The organism is Novosphingobium marinum, assembly GCF_013408095.1.
GTDB classification, from domain to species: domain Bacteria; phylum Pseudomonadota; class Alphaproteobacteria; order Sphingomonadales; family Sphingomonadaceae; genus Novosphingobium; species Novosphingobium marinum.
Window position 1 is genome coordinate 270,705 of the sequence record NZ_JACBZF010000004.1, and the last position, 17,285, is coordinate 287,989.

The 17,285-nt window shown below is 64.5% G+C and carries 15 protein-coding genes; 9 read left to right on the forward strand and 6 right to left on the reverse strand.

All coding sequences use genetic code 11. From position 1 onward, the window contains the following. Positions 1-24: 24 nt before the first annotated feature. The 5 genes from FHS75_RS12775 to FHS75_RS17915 all read left to right on the forward strand — a co-directional run bounded on the left by FHS75_RS12775 (position 25) and on the right by FHS75_RS17915 (position 5,118). A complete protein-coding gene (locus FHS75_RS12775; protein ID WP_229735599.1) occupies positions 25-771 on the forward strand; it encodes a DUF4167 domain-containing protein in 747 nt (248 codons plus the stop codon). Positions 772-827: 56 nt separating this feature from the next. Beyond that, positions 828-2,483, forward strand: a complete 1,656-nt coding sequence (gene lnt / locus FHS75_RS12780; RefSeq protein WP_373285016.1) for an apolipoprotein N-acyltransferase — start codon at positions 828-830, stop codon at positions 2,481-2,483. A 44-nt stretch (positions 2,484-2,527) separates the two neighbouring features. Next, a complete protein-coding gene (metK, locus tag FHS75_RS12785) occupies positions 2,528-3,778 on the forward strand; it encodes a methionine adenosyltransferase (RefSeq protein ID WP_179408063.1) in 1,251 nt (416 codons plus the stop codon). A 76-nt stretch (positions 3,779-3,854) separates the two neighbouring features. Beyond that, positions 3,855-4,409, forward strand: a complete 555-nt coding sequence (locus FHS75_RS12790; protein ID WP_229735600.1) for a carboxymuconolactone decarboxylase family protein — start codon at positions 3,855-3,857, stop codon at positions 4,407-4,409. A 1-nt stretch (position 4,410) separates the two neighbouring features. Continuing rightward, positions 4,411-5,118 (forward strand): EthD domain-containing protein, encoded by a 708-nt coding sequence (locus FHS75_RS17915; RefSeq protein WP_229735601.1) that lies wholly within the window; start codon positions 4,411-4,413, stop codon positions 5,116-5,118. Positions 5,119-5,136: 18 nt separating this feature from the next. Here the strand turns inward: FHS75_RS17915 and FHS75_RS12800 are convergent, their stop codons facing one another. Genes FHS75_RS12800 through FHS75_RS12810 form a run of 3 tightly spaced genes read right to left on the reverse strand, consistent with a single transcriptional unit; the run spans position 5,137 to position 7,051 of the window. Continuing rightward, on the reverse strand, positions 5,137-5,682 hold the full coding sequence (locus tag FHS75_RS12800; RefSeq protein WP_179408064.1) for a glutathione peroxidase: 546 nt from the start codon (positions 5,680-5,682) through the stop codon (positions 5,137-5,139). Positions 5,683-5,693: 11 nt separating this feature from the next. Continuing rightward, positions 5,694-6,344, reverse strand: a complete 651-nt coding sequence (locus FHS75_RS12805; protein WP_179408065.1) for a CoA transferase subunit B — start codon at positions 6,342-6,344, stop codon at positions 5,694-5,696. Beyond that, positions 6,344-7,051 carry a CoA transferase subunit A gene (locus FHS75_RS12810; protein WP_179408066.1) on the reverse strand — a complete coding sequence of 236 codons (708 nt, stop codon included), beginning with the start codon at positions 7,049-7,051 and terminating at the stop codon, positions 6,344-6,346. Before FHS75_RS12810 ends, FHS75_RS12805 begins: the two co-directional genes overlap by 1 nt. Positions 7,052-7,244: 193 nt before the next feature. On the opposite strand from FHS75_RS12810, the gene FHS75_RS12815 reads away from it, so the two are divergent. Continuing rightward, positions 7,245-8,027 (forward strand): universal stress protein, encoded by a 783-nt coding sequence (locus tag FHS75_RS12815; protein ID WP_179408067.1) that lies wholly within the window; start codon positions 7,245-7,247, stop codon positions 8,025-8,027. 466 nt (positions 8,028-8,493) lie between these two features. Next, positions 8,494-10,809: a CDC48 family AAA ATPase gene (locus FHS75_RS12820; RefSeq protein ID WP_179408068.1), complete on the forward strand. Its 2,316-nt coding sequence runs from the start codon at positions 8,494-8,496 to the stop codon at positions 10,807-10,809. 12 nt (positions 10,810-10,821) lie between these two features. On the opposite strand, the gene FHS75_RS12825 is transcribed toward FHS75_RS12820, so the two are convergent. Together FHS75_RS12825 and polA are read right to left on the reverse strand one after the other, a co-directional pair. Continuing rightward, positions 10,822-11,928 (reverse strand): mechanosensitive ion channel family protein, encoded by a 1,107-nt coding sequence (locus tag FHS75_RS12825; protein WP_179408069.1) that lies wholly within the window; start codon positions 11,926-11,928, stop codon positions 10,822-10,824. 60 nt (positions 11,929-11,988) lie between these two features. Continuing rightward, entirely contained in the window at positions 11,989-14,838 is a 2,850-nt protein-coding gene (gene polA, locus FHS75_RS12830) for a DNA polymerase I (protein ID WP_179408147.1), read from the reverse strand. 264 nt (positions 14,839-15,102) lie between these two features. On the opposite strand from polA, the gene FHS75_RS12835 reads away from it, so the two are divergent. Further along, positions 15,103-15,375 (forward strand): hypothetical protein, encoded by a 273-nt coding sequence (locus tag FHS75_RS12835; protein ID WP_179408070.1) that lies wholly within the window; start codon positions 15,103-15,105, stop codon positions 15,373-15,375. A gap of 188 nt (positions 15,376-15,563) precedes the next feature. After that, a complete protein-coding gene (locus FHS75_RS12840; RefSeq protein ID WP_179408071.1) occupies positions 15,564-15,863 on the forward strand; it encodes a hypothetical protein in 300 nt (99 codons plus the stop codon). Positions 15,864-16,065: 202 nt separating this feature from the next. Here FHS75_RS12840 and FHS75_RS12845 read toward each other — a convergent pair whose 3' ends face one another. Then, complete coding sequence (locus tag FHS75_RS12845; protein ID WP_179408072.1) at positions 16,066-17,106, reverse strand: serine hydrolase; 1,041 nt, start codon at positions 17,104-17,106, stop codon at positions 16,066-16,068. Between the last annotated feature and the right edge of the window lie 179 nt (positions 17,107-17,285).

Consider the following 17,285-nt stretch of genomic DNA (forward strand, 5'->3'; position numbering starts at 1 on the left):
CTGGGGTTTTTGAGGAAATCATCCTTGAACAGCAATCGTGGAAATAACCGTCGGCGCGGCCGCGGTGGCAACCGTCAACAAGGCAACCAGCCGCAGAACCGGATCGACAGCCGGGCGCGCGGCAATGCCCCGCAGCTCCTCGACAAGTACAAGAAGCTTGCGCACGATGCGCACCTGAACGGCGATCGCGTACAGGAGGAATACTTCCTGCAGTTCGCGGACCACTATTTCCGGGTGATTGCCGACGGCAAGCAGCGCCAGGAAGAACAGCGCCAGCGCCGCGACGAGCGCCAGCAGTCGCAGGACGACAGCGACGACGACGGTAACGACGACCGTGGCGGTGGCAACCGCGGCGGTCGCGACGACGACGATCGCGACGACAACCGTTCGAGGCGCAAGGGCCGCGGCAACCGCTCGCGGCGCAACGACGACGACGACCGGTACGACGGTTCCGACGACAACGACGACGACGGCGATGGCGACGAGGATGACGAACGTTCGATCTTCGAGCCGGCAGAGAATCCGTTCGTTCGCGAGAAGAAGCCTTCGCGCGGGGGGACGAAGAGCGCCCGCAAGCCACGCCGCAAGTCTGACGACGAAGGCGAAGACAGCGGAAACGGCGACAAAGCCGGCCTCGATCCGTCGGCGCTTCCGCCCGCGATTTCCGACAAGGACGATGGCGAGGCCGAGGAAAAGCCCAAGCGCAAGCGCGCCACGCGCAAGACCAAGCCTTCCGACGACGCCGACGAGTCGCTGCAGACCGTGAACTGAAGGACTGGCAGGTTCCTGCCTGACGATAATCCGGCGATGCGGCGAGATTGCTTGCCATGCCTCGCCCGCGTGTCCAGAACCCGGCGCGCATGCTGACGATCCTGCAGACAGCCCGAAATGGGGTCGCGCGTCCCGCGTTCATGGCGCTTGCGCTTGGCGCCGTGGCGGCCTGCGGATTCCAGCCTCTCGCCATCTGGCCGCTGACGATACTGGCCGTTGCCGGCCTGATCGCATGCACGGCACGGGCACGCGGGACGGGCCATGCCTTCCTGATCGGCTGGGCTTTCGGGCTCGCCCACTTTTCGGTCGGCAACAACTGGATCGCGACCGCCTTTACCTACCAAGCGAACATGCCCACCTGGCTTGGCGGTGTCGCAGTCGTTCTGCTGTCGGTGTATCTGGCCGTTTACCCGGCGCTGGCCACTGCAGGCGCATGGCTGCTCGTCCACCGCCTTGGAGGTTCGGCCCGCGGCTGGCCTTTCGGAATCGCGCTGGCCGCGCTGTGGATCGTGACCGAGTGGCTGCGGGCGTGGATATTCACCGGTTTTGCCTGGAACCCGCTGGGTGTCGCGCTGCTCGGCCCATACGATGCGCAGGGACTGGCGCTGCTGCTTCCCTGGACCGGCACGTATGCGCTGTCCGGCGTGCTCGTGGTCATCGCCGAATTGCTGCGCCAGGCAGTGCTTTCGCTAACCGGCGGCGACAGGCGCAGGCGGCTCGCGCTTCTCATGGCGGCATCCGCCTCGGCTGCAGGACTCGGCGCACTGATGATCTTGCCCGCGCGATATCTGGAGCCGACCGAGGGCGCGATACGCTACACTCTCGTACAGCCCGACATCCGGCAGGAATTCATCAACGACGCACGCTTCTACGAGCGGAATTTCTGGAAGGTCGCACGCCTCAGTAGGCCGGAGAAGGAGGGCGAACGACGCGTGGTGCTATGGCCGGAATCGGGCATTCCCGACTATCTGCGCGAGGGGTACCCGCCGCATCTCTACCGCCAGTTCACTTTCGCCGGGGATCCCGCCGTTGCGCGTGAGCGTATCGGCAGGGTAGTCGGACCCTATGCGCTCGTCATGTCGGGCGTGGTAGACCTCGTCATGAGAAACGGCGACGACATCGCGGCGCGCAATACGGTCACCGCGATCGACTGGCGCGGCAACATCGTGGCCAGCTACTCCAAGGCGCACCTCGTCCCCTACGGCGAGTACCTCGCACTGCGCTGGCTGCTCGAGCCGCTGGGAGCGACACGCCTAGTTCCCGGCGCACTCGACTTCTGGGCCGGGCCGGGGCCGCTTACCTACGATCTCGGCGAGTACGGCCGCGTTGCGGTGCAGATCTGCTACGAAATCATCTTTTCGGGACAGGTCGTCGATCCGGAGCATCGGCCGGACTACATCTTCAATCCCTCCAACGACGGCTGGTTCGGAAGCTGGGGACCGCCGCAGCATCTGGCACAGGCGCGCCTTCGCGCCATCGAGGAGGGCCTCCCGGTGCTTCGCGCCACCACCACCGGCATCAGCGCCGTGATCGATGCCAACGGCATCGTACGCCACCATATCCCCCGTCACCGCGAAGGCAGGATTGATGGCCGCATCCCCCCGCCGCATGCTCCGACGCTGTTCGCACGCATCGGAAATGCGCTGCCGCTGGCGTGGGCCGTGCTGCTCCTGATGGGTTCGACGGTTGCGTTGCGCAGGCGCAAACGGTAGACGAGCACCTGACATAAAGATTCCTTTATATGACAGGATGAGCAATGCGCACCGATTATCTCTTCACGTCCGAAAGCGTCTCCGAAGGGCATCCGGACAAGGTTTCCGACCAGATTTCCGACGCAATCGTCGATCTGTTCCTGTCGAAGGATCCCGAAGCCCGCGTCGCGTGCGAAACGCTGACGACCACGGACCGCGTCGTTCTCGCCGGGGAAGTTCGCGGCAAGGGCATGATCGATACCGAGGGCAACTGGGAGCCTGGCGCGTTCGAGGAAATTGCCAATGTCGTGCGTAACGTGGTCAAGGACATCGGCTACGAGCAGACAGGCTTCCACTGGAAAAACCTGAAGTTCGAGAACCACCTGCACCCGCAGAGCGCCGACATCGCGCAGGGCGTCGATTCGGCTGGCAACAAGGACGAGGGCGCGGGCGACCAGGGCATCATGTTCGGCTATGCCAGCGACGAGACCGACGACCTGATGCCCGCGACTCTCGATTACAGCCACAAGATCCTGCACAAGATGGCCGCAGACCGCCACTCGGGCGCGGCGCCGTTCCTCGAACCCGACGCCAAGAGCCAGGTCACGCTGCGCTATCGCAATGGCAAGCCGGTCGCTGCGACGGCCATTGTCGTCTCCACGCAGCACGCCGTGGATTACTGCGAGCCCTGGCAGAAGGACGGGAAATCTGGCGGCGACACCGCGAAATACGCCGAGCTCCGCGAATACGTGAAGGGAGCGATCGCGTCCGTCATCCCGGCCGAACTGCTCAGCGACGAGACCGTCTACCACATCAACCCGACCGGCAAGTTCGAGATCGGCGGGCCGGACGGCGACGCGGGCCTCACCGGTCGCAAGATCATCGTCGATACCTATGGCGGTGCAGCACCGCACGGAGGTGGAGCGTTTTCGGGCAAGGACCCGACCAAGGTCGACCGCTCGGCCGCCTACGTCACTCGCTATATCGCGAAGAACATCGTGGCGGCAGGGCTCGCCCGGATGTGCACCATCCAGGTGTCCTACGCGATCGGCGTGTCCGAACCGCTCTCGCTCTACGTCGATACCAGCGGCACCGGGACCGTTCCCGACGAGAAGATCGAGGCGGCGATCTGGGCCGTCGCCAAGGCGCGCCTCGGCGGCCTGACCCCGCGCGGCATCCGTCTCGGCCTGGGCCTCAACAAGCCGATCTATCGGCGTTCGGCCGCTTACGGCCACTTCGGACGCACCACGGAAGGCGATTACTTCCCGTGGGAACGCACCGACCTCGTCGACGACCTGAAGGCCGCGATCAACTGAACCGTTCGGGAATCGGGTGACGCGAGGCAGCGTGCGGGTTAGGATGCTCGCGAAAACACACGGGAGAGCCTCCGCCATGTCACGTATCCGACTTCTCGAACTGTCCGAAATGGACCCCAAGATGGCGGACATCGCCGTCAACATGGAAAAGATGGTGGGTGACGGCACCGCGATGCGGGCCGTCGCGCACCGACCCGACATCGTCGAGGCCTTTGGCGAATTCTACTGGAAGCTCCAGATGGAAGGCCTGCTCGACCGCAAGCTGGTCGAGCTCGTGAGGCTCGCCATCGCCCAGATCAACCAGTGCGCCAACTGCCTGCAGTCGCGCTATCAGGATTCGATCGAGGAGGGCCTGACCGAGGAAATGATCGCCGCGCTTCCGCAAGCGCAGACATCCGACCTGTTTACCGAGCGCGAAAAGGCCGCGATCGAGTACGCGCAGAAAATGGCGTTCAATCATTTCGACGTCGGCGACGAGGACTTCACGCGCCTGCACCAACACTTCAGCGAGAAGGAAATCGTCGAGCTCTGCTTCGACGTGGCGCAATTCATCGGCATAGGCCGGATGTTCGCGGTCCTTGACGCGACCAACACCGCTTGCGCGATCCCGACCGCAGTGGCGGCCGAGTAGGATGGGCGAACGCGTCGGGCTGGCCAAGGCCGCCCTCTACTTCGATGCCACCAACGGGATCGACGCGGCGATTGATGCTGCGCAAGCGCAGGCCGACGAGCTTGCGGGCACCCTTCCCGGGGGCATAGCCCAACGACTGGCGCGCCGGGTCACCGACATGCCGCTCATCCCTCACCAGAAGGTGATGGCGGACAGTCCCAAGCCATTCGACATCGCCTACCAGCTGTCTTCGGAAAACGATGCCGATCGCGATGCGATGGTGCTTGCCGTCGCAGCGATGGCGGAAACGATCGCCGCTCATATCGACAAGGGTCATGCGGCCGTTCTCGTCGGGCGGGAGATCGCGATCACGCGGGGGGACGGTCCCATCTACAACATCATGCCGCTGCGGGCCCTGCCCGGCATGACCCACGACGAGTTCATGCACCACTGGTTCGATCGCCACGCGACGCTGGGCGAGGGTGTCGACGGCGTGCGATACCGCCAGAACCACGTCGACTATCCGCCTACCGAGGACCTCGCCGCACGGATCGGCCTTTCGTTCGAACCGATGGACGGCCTGACCGAGTCCTATTTCGACAGCGTCGATGCGGCGGTCGAAATCCTGTCGCAGGAAACGGTCGCCGTCGATGCGATCGAGGACGAAAGACGCTTCATCCATCACCCCCGGTCGCAGTTCGGCATCTACGAGACGGTGTGGCGGGCCTGACGGCCCGCCAGCGATCGGCTACTTCGCCAGTTCGGCCTCGATTGTCTGGACGAGCGCGGGATCGTCGGGCGCCACGGTCGGAGCGAAACGTGCTGCTACCGTACCGTCGCGCGCGATGACGAACTTCTCGAAGTTCCAGAGGACTTCGGGATCGAGGGTCGGAGCCATTCCGTACCCGCGCAGCTTTTCCCGGAAGCCGGCAGCATCGCCCTGCTTCAGGGGTTCGGCTTCGATCAGGGCGGCATAAAGCGGCTGCTTGCCCTCGCCGGTGACATCGGCCTTCGAGAACATCGGGAACGACACGCCGTAGTTCGCCGAACAGAATTCGGCGATCTCCTCGTTCGTCCCCGGCTCCTGCGCGCCGAAGTCGTTGGCTGGAAAGCCCAGCACTTCGAAGCCCTTGTCCTTGTACTGCCCGTAAAGCTTTTCGAGGCCTTCGTATTGCGGCGTAAGCCCGCATTGCGAAGCGACATTCACCACGAGCAGCACATTGCCCTTGTGATCGCCCAGGGTGTCGCCGGTCCCGTCGAGGCGGGTCAGCGGAATTTCGGTCATTTCGGTCATCGTCCTCTCCTTCAGCTTTCGTACCTGGCAGTCGTCTTCCCGGCGATTTCCTCGGCAGTGACGCCGGGAGCCATCTCGATCAGGCGGAAAGGCGAATCGTGGTCGGGCCGCTGGAACACGGCGAGATTCGTGATGATCATGTCGACGACGTTCGTCCCGGTCAGCGGAAGCGTGCATTCGGGAATGAACTTCGGACTTCCGTCCTTGGCGTTGTGATCCATGACGACGATGATCTTCTTGACCCCGGCGACGAGGTCCATGGCGCCGCCCATGCCCTTGATCATCTTGCCGGGAATCATCCAGTTCGCGATGTCGCCGTTCTCGGCCACCTCCATCGCGCCGAGGACGGTCAGGTCGATGTGACCGCCGCGGATCATCGAGAAGCTCGTCGCCGAATCGAAATAGGACGACTGCGGCAGCTGGCTGATGGTCTGCTTCCCGGCATTTATCAGGTCGGCATCCTCCTCGCCCTCGTAGGGGAACGGGCCGATGCCGAGCATGCCGTTTTCGGATTGCAGCGTGACCTCCATGCCGTCCGGGATGTGGTTGGCGACCAGCGTCGGAATGCCGATGCCCAGGTTCACGTAGAAACCGTCCTGCAATTCCTTCGCGGCGCGGGCGGCCATCTGGTTCCGGTCCCAGCCGGTACGTTCGGCGGACATCAGGCGGTCTCCCTTTCGCGGGTCGTGACGAATTCGATCTTCTTGTCGTAGGGCGCGCCCACGATCATGCGCTGGACGAATACGCCCGGCAGGTGGATGCAGTCGGGATCGAGCGAGCCTGTCGGCACGATTTCCTCCACCTCGACGACGCAGACCTTGCCGCAGGTGGCAGCAGGCACGTTGAAGTTGCGGGCGGTCTTGCGGAAGACGACGTTGCCCGTCTCGTCCGCCTTCCACGCCTTGACCAGCGACAGGTCGGCAAAGATCCCTCGCTCGAGGATATATTCCTCGCCGTCGAAGACCTTGGTCTCCTTGCCTTCGGCAACCTGCGTGCCGACACCTGTCTTGGTGTAGAAGCCCGGTATCCCGGCGCCGCCGGCGCGCATGCGCTCGGCCAGCGTACCCTGCGGGCAGAATTCGACCTCAAGTTCGCCTGCCAGGAACTGCCGTTCGAATTCCTTGTTCTCGCCGACATAGGAAGACAGCATCTTCCTTACCTGCCTGGTGCGCAGGAGCTTTCCGATGCCCTCGTTGTCGATACCGGCGTTGTTGGACGCGAAGGTCAGGTCCTTGACCCCGCTGTCGCGTACGGCGTCGAGCAGTCTTTCGGGGATGCCGCAGAGGCCGAAACCGCCGGCGGCGATCACGAGGCCGTCGCGCAACAGCCCGTCGAGCGCGGCAGTTGCGTCCGGGTAGAGTTTTTTCATGACTGGGAAGTCTCCCTGAGTGGCGAAAAGGAGCAGGTTGGCGAGACCTCTACCGCCTCTTGCACGAATTCGATAGGGGGCCGCTGCGGGCATGCACGAGGCCCCGCATCCGCAGGAACTTGATGTGCATCATGTGCATCGCAGTCCGAAAGTTTGATAAAAGAGCGCTGTCCCGCCTTTGAGGAGAATCACGATGCGCTCGATACTCGTTCATGCAGATCGCCATCCGGGCATGGAAAACCGGTTGGACACGGCGCTGTCGCTCGCCCGGTTCACGGGCGGCCATCTTACCGTGCTGATCGACACGCCGGTATCGCGCTACGTCGCGATGGACCCGATGGGCGGAAGCTATTTCGCCGCCGACGCGCTCGAAAAGGCGCTTGCCAACGACGATGCCGACGCCGCCGCCTTCGAAAAGCGGTTGTCGCATGACGACGTGCCGTTCGATCTGGTGCGCTCCGAATCGGAGCCGGTAGAGGCGCTCGCGCGCTGCGGGCGGCTTGCGGATGCGGTGGTAGTTTCGCGGTCGGCGGGACTGGCGGGCGAACTGGCGCTGGTCTCGCGCACTCCGGTGCTGTGCGTGCAGGACGACGAACCCTTGCGGTTCCCGCTGACCAGCGCTGCCATCGCATGGGACGGCGGCGACGAAGCCGCGCTTGCCCTGCGCTCGGCAATACCGATCCTCGGCTCGTGCGCTTCGGTCCATGTGCTGACAGTCGCCGAAAAGCCGGGCGGCTTTCCCGCGACGGACGCGGTCCGTTACCTGTCGCGATACGGGATCAAGGCCGAGCTCGACGAGATGGTTCGACGGGGCTCGACCGAGGAAACCCTTGCGGCGGCGGTCGGTCGCGCAGGAGCGGAACTGCTTGTCATGGGCGCTTTCGGCCACAGCCGCATGCGCGAATTCCTGTTCGGAGGAGTTACCCGCTATTTCCTCGAGGAACCCGACGGTCCGGCGCTGTTCCTCGCGCACTGACCCCTTCGCAGTCGCAATTCCGTTATAGTTCAACGAATTGGATGCGCCGCAGCATGATTCACGATTCAGGTTTCGTAATTCGACTTGAATCGGGCGGAAGATTTTTCAGAAAGCCATCCTACAAAGGGATATTCTGCGTCATTTCATCAGCTTAGGTCATGTAGATGCATTTATTGCAACCGGCGATGTTCATTTCGCACTTGCGAAATAAGTGGCTTTGGGCCATATCGAACCTGCCTTTCAGGCATCCTCTCCCAAACTTCCAAGGCCCGGCCGGCAACGACCGGGCCTTTTTTTGCGCAAGTGCATCGATGGGCTCGCCTCGCTCACTTGCGCGATGTCACTCCCTACGCCTCGCGGAACAAGACCAGCCGGTCAGGTTTGAATATCTGGACGGCAGTTCCTAGTTCCAGCCGGAGTGTCCTTCGCGCCGCGCGCAGGGCCGGCGCGCGAGAGGAGGGCGACGATGGCAGATGCACCGACCAAGACCGAAGACCGTTCGATAAGGCTGCAGGTTGCCGCCGCCCGGCAGGAGGAAAGCGGCCACGGCATCGCCCGCATGCCGAAATCGGCGATGGCAGCTCTCGGCGTGAGCGAAGGCGACACGCTGGAGATCGTCGGCAAGCAGAGCACCGTTGCGCAGGTCGTGGCAGCCTACCCGGAAGACGAGGGGCTGCAGGTGATTCGCCTCGACGGGCTGTTGCGCGGCAATGCCGAGGTCGGATCCGGCGAGCATGTCACCGTCAAGAAGGCCGAATCGCGCCCCGCACAGCGCGTGGTTTTCGCACCCGCCCACCGCCAGATGCGGCTCCAGGGTCCTTCGCAGGCCCTGAAGCGCAACTTCTTCGGCCGCCCGCTGGTCGCCGGAGACCTCGTTGCGACGCACGGACAGCAGCGCGTGCAGGACCTGCCGCCGCAGTTGTCGCGGATGTTCAATGTGCCCGCCTACGCGCTCACGCAGATCCGCCTTAACGTTGTCGCGACGACTCCCAAGGGCATCGTGCACATCGACGAGAACACGGAAGTCGAGATGCGCGAGGCGTTCGAGGAAGCGCAAGGGCCGCGTGCCGACATCAACTACGACGACGTCGGCGGGATGAGCGAGACCATCCGCCAGCTTCGCGAGATGGTGGAGCTGCCGCTGCGCTATCCCGAACTTTTCACCCGGCTCGGCGTGGATCCGCCCAAGGGCGTCCTGCTCCACGGCCCGCCGGGCACCGGCAAGACCCGGCTCGCACAGGCGGTCGCCAACGAAAGCGATGCCAATTTCGTCTCGATCAACGGTCCGGAGATCATGGGATCGGGCTATGGCGAGAGCGAAAAGGCGCTGCGCCAGGTGTTCGAGGAAGCGGACAAGTCGGCGCCCTCCATCATCTTCATCGACGAGATCGATTCGATCGCGCCCAAACGCCAGAACGTCCACGGAGAGGCGGAGAAGCGCCTCGTGGCGCAGCTCCTGACATTGATGGATGGTCTCAATGCCCGGTCGAACGTCGTCGTCATCGCCGCGACGAACCGCCCCGACGCGATCGACGAGGCACTCAGGCGGCCCGGTCGGTTCGATCGCGAGATCATCATCGGCGTGCCCGACGAAAGCGGCCGGCGCGAGATCCTGTCGATCCACACGCGCGGCATGCCCCTTGCCGACGACGTCGACCTCAAGGAACTGTCGCGCACGACTTATGGCTTTGTCGGCGCGGATATCGCCGCCCTCACGCGCGAAGCCGCGATCGAGGCGGTGCGGCGAATCATGCCCAAGCTCGATTTCGACGAGCGGACGATACCGGCCGAAGTCCTCGAAAGCCTTTCGGTCGGCCGCGACGATTTCGTCGAGGCCCTGAAGCGGGTGCAGCCTTCGGCGATGCGCGAGGTGATGGTCCAGATGCCCAACGTGGGCTGGGACGACATCGGCGGCCTCGGCGATGCGCAGTTGCGCCTCAAGGAAGGCGTCGAACTTCCGCTGAGGAACCCCGACGCGTTCCACCGCATGGGCATCCGGCCCGCCAAGGGCTTCCTGCTCTACGGTCCGCCGGGTACCGGCAAGACCCTGCTCGCCAAGGCCGTCGCCAAGGAAGCGGAAGCGAACTTCATCTCGATCAAGTCCTCGGACCTGCTTTCGAAGTGGTACGGCGAGAGCGAGCAGCAGATCGCCCGCCTGTTCGCGCGCGCGCGCCAGGTCGCGCCCTGCGTGGTGTTCATCGACGAGATCGATTCGCTCGTCCCCGCGCGCGGTTCGGGAGGCGGTGTGGGCGAGCCGCAAGTGACGGCAAGGGTGGTCAACACCATCCTAGCCGAAATGGACGGCATGGAGGAACTGCAGTCGATCGTCGTGATCGGCGCGACCAACCGCCCCACGCTCGTCGACTCGGCGCTGCTCAGGCCGGGCCGATTCGACGAACTCGTCTACGTCGGCACGCCCGACCTCGACGGGCGCGAGCATATCCTGAAGATCCATACCGAGCGCATGCCGCTGGCCGACGATGTCGACCTGCGCGACGTCGCGAAGCAGACCGAACGCTTTACCGGCGCGGACCTGGAAGATGTCGTACGGCGCGCGGGTCTTACCGCGATCCGGCGAGGCGGCGATGCGACCGTGCAGGTGTCGAAAGCCGATTTCACCGAGGCGCTCGAGGATTCGCGCGCGACGGTTACTGCCGAGATGGAGCGCGAGTACGAGAAGATGAAGGGCGAGCTCAAGAAGCGCGCGATGCAGGTCGAACCGATCGGATTCATCTCGCCGGGCATGCTCGAACCGACGCGCGAGAAGAAGCACGAGGACTGAGGGGCCGGGCGGTCAGCCCGCGGAGGCGGCCGCCCCCTCCGCTTCGATCCTCAGCGGCCCTGCCGGCTCGATCCGACGCCGCACGATGGCTTCGGGCAATTCACGACGCAGCCAGTCCATCATGCCTTCGCGGATGGCGCAGCGCAGGTCCCACAGGACGGAGGCATCCTTCGCGCTCATCAGCAGGCGCACCTGGATCGCGTCCGGGGTAGTGTCGGTCAGCTGCACGGCCTGCACGCGCTCGTCCCAGTTCGGGTTCCCGGTGACCTGTCGTTCGTACTCGGCGCGGATCGGCGCGAGATCGGTGGCGGGATCGAGATAGAGGAACACGGTTCCCAGAAGTTCCGAGCCGCGCTTGGTCCAGTTCTGGAATATCTCCTCGAGGAACTTGGTGGTCGGCACGATCAGCCGGCGCTCGTCCCAGACCTTGACGACCACGTAGGTGGTTCGGATATCCTCGATCTTGCCCCATTCACCGCCGATGATCACGACGTCGTCGATCGCGATGGGCTCGGTCAGCGCCATCTGGAGGCCGGCGATCAGCGACTTCAGCGCCGGTTGCGCCGCCGCGCCGACAGCAAGGCCCGCCAGACCCGCGGAGGCCACGAGCGTCACGCCGATCTCTCGCACGCCGGGAATCGACAGGAGCATCAGGCCGACGGTCACGAAAACGACCACGAAGCTGCCGATGCGGTTGAAGATTGCGAGGCGCGTGCGCCGCCTGCGTGCCTGCTGGTTGTCCGCAACGTCGATGTCCGCGCGCAATGCCATGGCATCGATGAATGCCTGCATCACTGCGAGCGCGATCCAGCCGACGAGCGCGGGCATCACGAAGCCTGCGACTTTCTGCCAGATGTCGTCGAGCATCGGGATTTCCCGCGCTGCGACTACAAGCGCCAGCGCGACGAGCGCCCACCGCGTCGGCCGGGCGAGGCGCCGCACGAGGATATTGTCCGAATCGCTCTCGCTGGCATGAGCGACGCGGCGCAGCACCCGGAAGACAACGTAGTGAACGGCAAGCGCGACCGCGATGGCGAGCGCGGCGACGACAAGTGCGATGATTGACTGGTGCAGCCAGTCGGGCCGGCTGCCCATCCATTCGGAAATCTGGTCGAACATGGCCCCTACCTTGGTGGGTATTCGCGGACCTTCAAGCACCCGTCCCGGCTTTATCCGGAATCAATGAGCCGCGCCCCAGCTCGTTCCCGACCCGATTTCTATTCCCATCGGCACGTCGATCCTGACCGAGGGCAGCGCCGCCTCGGCCATGACGCGCTCGATCACCGGACCCGCCGCCGCAACGTCGTTCTCCGGCAATTCGAAGACGAGTTCGTCGTGGACCTGCAGCAGCATGCGCACATGGCGCAGGCCGGCATCCTCGAGGGCCGGCCCCATCCGGACCATCGCGCGCTTGATGATGTCTGCGCTGGTCCCCTGGATCGGCGCGTTGATCGCCGCGCGTTCGGAACCCTGGCGCTCGGCCTGCCGCTTCGAGTTGATGCGCGGAAACCAGGTCTTCCGCCCGAACAGCGTCTCCGAGTAGCCGCAGCCGCGAACCTTCTCCAGTGTCGCCACGATATAGCGCTGGATGCCCGGAAAGCGCTCAAAATAGCGGTCTATCATCGCCTGCGCCTCGTCCGGTTCGACGCCAAGCCGTCCGGCAAGACCCCACCGGGAGATGCCATACAGAATGGCGAAGTTGATCGTCTTTGCTCGGGCTCGGGTATCGCGGTCCACGACCCCGAACATCTCGGTGGCGGTGCGTGCGTGGATGTCCTCGCCCGCGGCGAAAGCGTCTTTCAGCTCGGGCACGTCGGCCATGTGAGCGGCAAGCCGCAGCTCGATCTGGCTGTAATCGGCGGCGAGCAGCACGTTGCCGGCTTCCGAAACGAAACAATCGCGGATCTGGCGTCCGATCTCTGTGCGGATCGGGATGTTCTGAAGGTTCGGGTCGGTGGACGAAAGCCGGCCCGTCTGCGCGCCGACGAGCGAGTAGCTGGTGTGGACGCGCCCCGTATCGGGATTGATCGCGGCCTGGAGCGCCTCGGTATATGTCGAGCGAAGCTTGGAAAGCTGCCGCCAGTCGAGCACCTTGCCTGCCATCGCGACGCCCTGGGCGGCAAGGTCCTCGAGTACCGACTGGTCGGTGGAGTACTGGCCGCTCTTGCCCTTGCGTCCGCCCTTGTGGCCCATCCTGTCGAACAGGATCTCACCCAGCTGCTTGGGGCTGCCGATGGTGAAACTCTCGCCCGCCAGCCCGTGGATTTCGGCCTCGAGGGCACCGATTTCCTCGGCGAACTGCGCGGACAGCCCGGCCAGTTTTTCTCTATCGACGCGGATGCCGTGCCGCTCCATCGAGGCAACGACGGGGATCAGCGGCCGGTCGACGCGCTCGTAGATGCGGGTGCCGCCCTCGTCCGAAAGCCGGGGCTTCAGCACGCGATGCAGCCGCCAGGTCACTTCTGCGTCCTCGGCGGCGTAGCACGTGGCCCGGTCGAGCGCGACTTCGGCGAAGGAAATCGCCTTCTTGCCGGTGCCGCAGACATCCTTGAACGGAATGCACGAGTGGCCGAGGTGGCGCTCTGCCAGTTCGTCCATGCCATGCCCGCGCAGATTCTCGTCGCGCCCGGCATCGAGGCAGAAACTGACGATCATCGTATCGTCGACAGGGGCGACGGCGATCCCGTGCCGCGCAAGCACGTTGAGATCGTATTTCGCGTTCTGCCCGACCTTGAGCACCGTATCGCTTTCGAGAAGCGGCTTCAGCCGTTCGAGCGCCTTCTCGCGGTCGATCTGCTCGGGCTTTTCGGCGAACATGTCCGTCCCGCCGTGGCCAAGCGGGATGTAGCACGCATCGTTCGGCCCCAGCGCGAGGCTCACTCCGACAAGGTCGGCGCGCATCGCGTCGAGGGCGCTGGTCTCGGTATCGAACGCCACCAGCCGCGCGGCGAAGGCCCGCTCGATCCAGCGGTCGAGCGCTTCGAGGCTGGTGACGCATTCGTACGCACCGTGGTCGCAAGGCGGCATGTCGGGGAGCGGCTGGCGCGATGCGCCTTCCGCCGGAGCGGCGGCTTCCGTCTCCTGTTTCGCGGGAGAAAGTTCGGTGGTGCGGGCAGGACTGCCCGTTCCGGTATCGAGCCGCTTGCGCAGGCTGGTGAAGCCGTGCCTGTCGAGAAACGCGGCCAGCGGCCCGGGCGGAATCGCGTCGAGCTTCAGGTCGTCGAGCGCGACCGGCAACGGGCAATCCTCCTTGAGTGTGACGAGCACGCGGCTTAGCCTCGCCATGTCGGCGCCCTCGATCAGGCGCTCCTTCAGCTTCGACTTCTTCATGGCGGGCGCGGCGGCGAGCGCGCCTTCGAGGTCGCCATGTTCCTGGATCAGCTTGGTCGCGGTCTTCGGGCCGACACCGTAGATGCCGGGAATGTTGTCGACCGAATCGCCCATCAGCGCGAGCACGTCGCCGACAAGCTCGGGGGCCACGCCGAATTTCTCCTCGACCTCGGGAACGTCGATGCGCTGGTTCTTCATCGTGTCGAGCATGTCTATGCAGCCGCCCTCAACCCCGTCGTCGGGCTCGGCGCACTTGCCGACGAGCTGCATCAGGTCCTTGTCGGACGAGACAATCGTGACGTCCCATCCCTGCCGCGTCGCGGCCCGGGCATAGGATGCGATGATGTCGTCCGCCTCGACGTCGGGCTCTTCGATGCAGGGCAGCGAAAAAGCCCGCGTGGCATCGCGGATGAGCGGGAACTGCGGCACAAGGTCCTCGGGCGGTTCGGGGCGGTTCGCCTTGTACTCGGAATAGATCTCGTTGCGGAAAGACGTGCTGGCCTTGTCGAGGACCACCGCAAGGTGCGTCGGGCCATCGGCCTTGTGCAAGTCGTCGGCGAGCTTCCACAGCATCGTCGTATAACCGTAGACCGCTCCGACCGGCGTGCCTTCGGGATCGGTGAGCGGCGGAAGCCGGTGGTAGGCCCTGAAAATATAGGCCGATCCGTCGACCAGGTAGAGGTGCTGCTTGGTTGCCATCGCATTGCCGTAGCAACCGCCCGGCGCGGCGTCAGCAGCGATCTCCGTTTCGTGTGCCCGGAGCACGGAATCGCCTTGCGGATGACACATTTGGGGCATAACGCTGCCTTGCGAATGGCGCAGCGAGTCAAGCTGCGGCGCGACAAGCGCTTGCATAGACGGGCCAAGGCGATTATTTGACCGGTCGAAGTTTGCCATGGGCAGACTTTCGGCGCGGTATTTTGCCGTGCCTCGTCCACTCGCTGTTCAAGGAATTATATACACATGCGCAAGATCGTTCTCGCTGCCGCCGCCACCGTCGGCGCTCTCGCTCTTTCGGCTTGCTCGGAACAGACCGAAGATGCCGCGGCGGAAGCCGCTGATTCGGCAGTTGCCGACACTTCCGCCAACATGGAAGCTGCTGGCGACGCCATGGGCGAAGCTGCCGCCGACGCCGAATCCGCCATGGAAGACGCCGGCAACGATATGGAAGCCGCCGGCACCGAGGCCGAAGCCGAAATCGAAAACGAATCCGTTTCGGAAGCTGCTGCCGACTGATCGGCATAGCCTGACGAAAAAAGACGGGGCGGGGTCAGCGATGTCCCCGCCCTTTCTCGTTCGTTTCCGCGCGAGCGGCATAGTCCGGCCCGATTCTTCATCGGCTTGCAGCCTGCCGCGACTGTGGCTTACAAGCAGGCTCGACGGTCGACCAGGATCCGTTCGCTGTACAAGGATAGATACCCGACATGCGTAATCTCGTCGTCGCCGCCCTTGGCGCTCTCGCCCTTGCCGCCTGCTCCGACCAGGCCGCCGACACCGACGCGGAAATGACCGCGGACGACGCGGCAATGGCGGTGGACTATTCGGCTGAAGCCGAAACGGATGCGATGGAACCCGCCGAGGAGGCCGCTGCACCGGCCGCCGACGCAGCCAGCGATGCCGCAGCCGACGCCGTCTCAACTGCCGAGGACACCGCCGCTGCCGAGGCGGCAGCCGCTGCGCAGGCCGCTGCCGACGCCGAAGCTGCGATGAAGGGCCTCGAGTAAGCCGGTCGTTCAGGAAATGGCGCGGGCAGCAATACCTCGCGCCTGACCCGTAGCCCTAGACAGACTGGCCAAGAGACAGCCCTGTCCGACGATGTCGGGACGCTGGCCCTTGCATAAATGCGGATGACGCGATGCCCGCGTCCATGCATTCTACGAGAAATCCGGTTTCGTCCCCGGCCTGTTGCCCGCGGCGTCCCGGGACTTAGCGCGACGCAGTGCGCGCGTAGCCGCCGCTGGCGCGCGCCTTGCCCTCAGCCATGTGGATGTCGCGATACCCGTCGTAGATCGCCCGCGCGATCGAGGCGATGCGGTGCTCGCGATTCAGGCGCGTCCCCTGCCCGGTGACGTAGATGGCCAGCGCCACGGCGCGACCGTCGGGCGTGCTGATAATGCCGACGTCGCTCGACGTATTGAACAGGGATCCCGTCTTGTGGGCGACGATGGCGTCGTCGGGCATCTGGGCGGGAATGCGCCGGCGTCCGGTGACGCAGCGCTCCATCGCACCGAGAAGCACGCTGCGGCTTTGCGCGCTCAGCCATTTGCCTTGGTAAATGCCCGAAAGCATCTGGACCATAGCGCGCGGCGTTGCGGCATCGCGCGTTTCGATCGCCGCGGCCGGATCGATCGCGCCGTCGTCCCGCACGAGTGTGGCGATGTCGCGATTGATGCTCCATTCGGCGATACCGGCACGCCGCACCCAGTCATTGACAGCGCGCGGACCGCCCACTGCGGCGAGCAGCGCATCGGTCGCCTGGTTGTCGCTGCGCGTGATCGTCAGCTCTATCAGGCTTTGCGCCGACAGCATCCTGCCGGGACGCACGGGCGCGATCGGTCCGTCGAACTTCTTCGAGGGGACGGGAACCATGAGGGGATACTTGTCCGACAGGCTCCAGCGGCCGCGATCGACACCTTCGAGGTAGGTCGCAACGATGGCGATCTTGCTGGTGCTGGCCATCGGGAAGGGCTGATCGCCCAGAACATTGATGCTGCGGCCGGAGGAGAGGTCGATGGCGGCGACGCCGATCCGGCCCTTCGCTGCGTCGGCGAGCTGCGCGATGCGGCGCTCGAAGGCGGAATCGTAAGTTCGCGGGGCGCGAAGCTCGGTCCCGAAGGTCCGGTCGAAAGCACTTTCGACATTGGTGAGTTCGCTTGCCTGTGCGGCCGAGAGCGGCGCAAAGGATGCTGCGGCGGCAAGGCCCCAGCCCAAAATGCGGTGTAGAACGTTCTTTTTCGGTCCCGTCATAACAGGAATAACCATAAGCCCCGGATTGTTTTCGTTTGCTTAACCGATACCGCATCGGGGCCGAAACCGGAACATCGTGTCGACGAGTTGCAGCATTCATGCGGGTAAATGCGTAATTTCCGGGAACCGGTGTGAAATTTCCCGGCCCGGCCGGGCCGCAAAGCGCGTGCGGCAGCGAT

Coding starts and splice junctions, on each gene's coding strand:
- lnt (WP_373285016.1), top strand. CDS start 828: ATGCCTCGCCCGCGTGTCCAGAACCCGGCGCGCATGCTGACGATCCTG.
- metK (WP_179408063.1), top strand. CDS start 2,528: ATGCGCACCGATTATCTCTTCACGTCCGAAAGCGTCTCCGAAGGGCAT.
- FHS75_RS12790 (WP_229735600.1), top strand. CDS start 3,855: ATGTCACGTATCCGACTTCTCGAACTGTCCGAAATGGACCCCAAGATG.
- FHS75_RS17915 (WP_229735601.1), top strand. CDS start 4,411: ATGGGCGAACGCGTCGGGCTGGCCAAGGCCGCCCTCTACTTCGATGCC.
- FHS75_RS12800 (WP_179408064.1), bottom strand. CDS start 5,682: ATGACCGAAATGACCGAAATTCCGCTGACCCGCCTCGACGGGACCGGC.
- FHS75_RS12805 (WP_179408065.1), bottom strand. CDS start 6,344: ATGTCCGCCGAACGTACCGGCTGGGACCGGAACCAGATGGCCGCCCGC.
- FHS75_RS12810 (WP_179408066.1), bottom strand. CDS start 7,051: ATGAAAAAACTCTACCCGGACGCAACTGCCGCGCTCGACGGGCTGTTG.
- FHS75_RS12815 (WP_179408067.1), top strand. CDS start 7,245: ATGCGCTCGATACTCGTTCATGCAGATCGCCATCCGGGCATGGAAAAC.
- FHS75_RS12820 (WP_179408068.1), top strand. CDS start 8,494: ATGGCAGATGCACCGACCAAGACCGAAGACCGTTCGATAAGGCTGCAG.
- FHS75_RS12825 (WP_179408069.1), bottom strand. CDS start 11,928: ATGTTCGACCAGATTTCCGAATGGATGGGCAGCCGGCCCGACTGGCTG.
- polA (WP_179408147.1), bottom strand. CDS start 14,838: ATGGCAACCAAGCAGCACCTCTACCTGGTCGACGGATCGGCCTATATT.
- FHS75_RS12835 (WP_179408070.1), top strand. CDS start 15,103: ATGCGCAAGATCGTTCTCGCTGCCGCCGCCACCGTCGGCGCTCTCGCT.
- FHS75_RS12840 (WP_179408071.1), top strand. CDS start 15,564: ATGCGTAATCTCGTCGTCGCCGCCCTTGGCGCTCTCGCCCTTGCCGCC.
- FHS75_RS12845 (WP_179408072.1), bottom strand. CDS start 17,106: ATGACGGGACCGAAAAAGAACGTTCTACACCGCATTTTGGGCTGGGGC.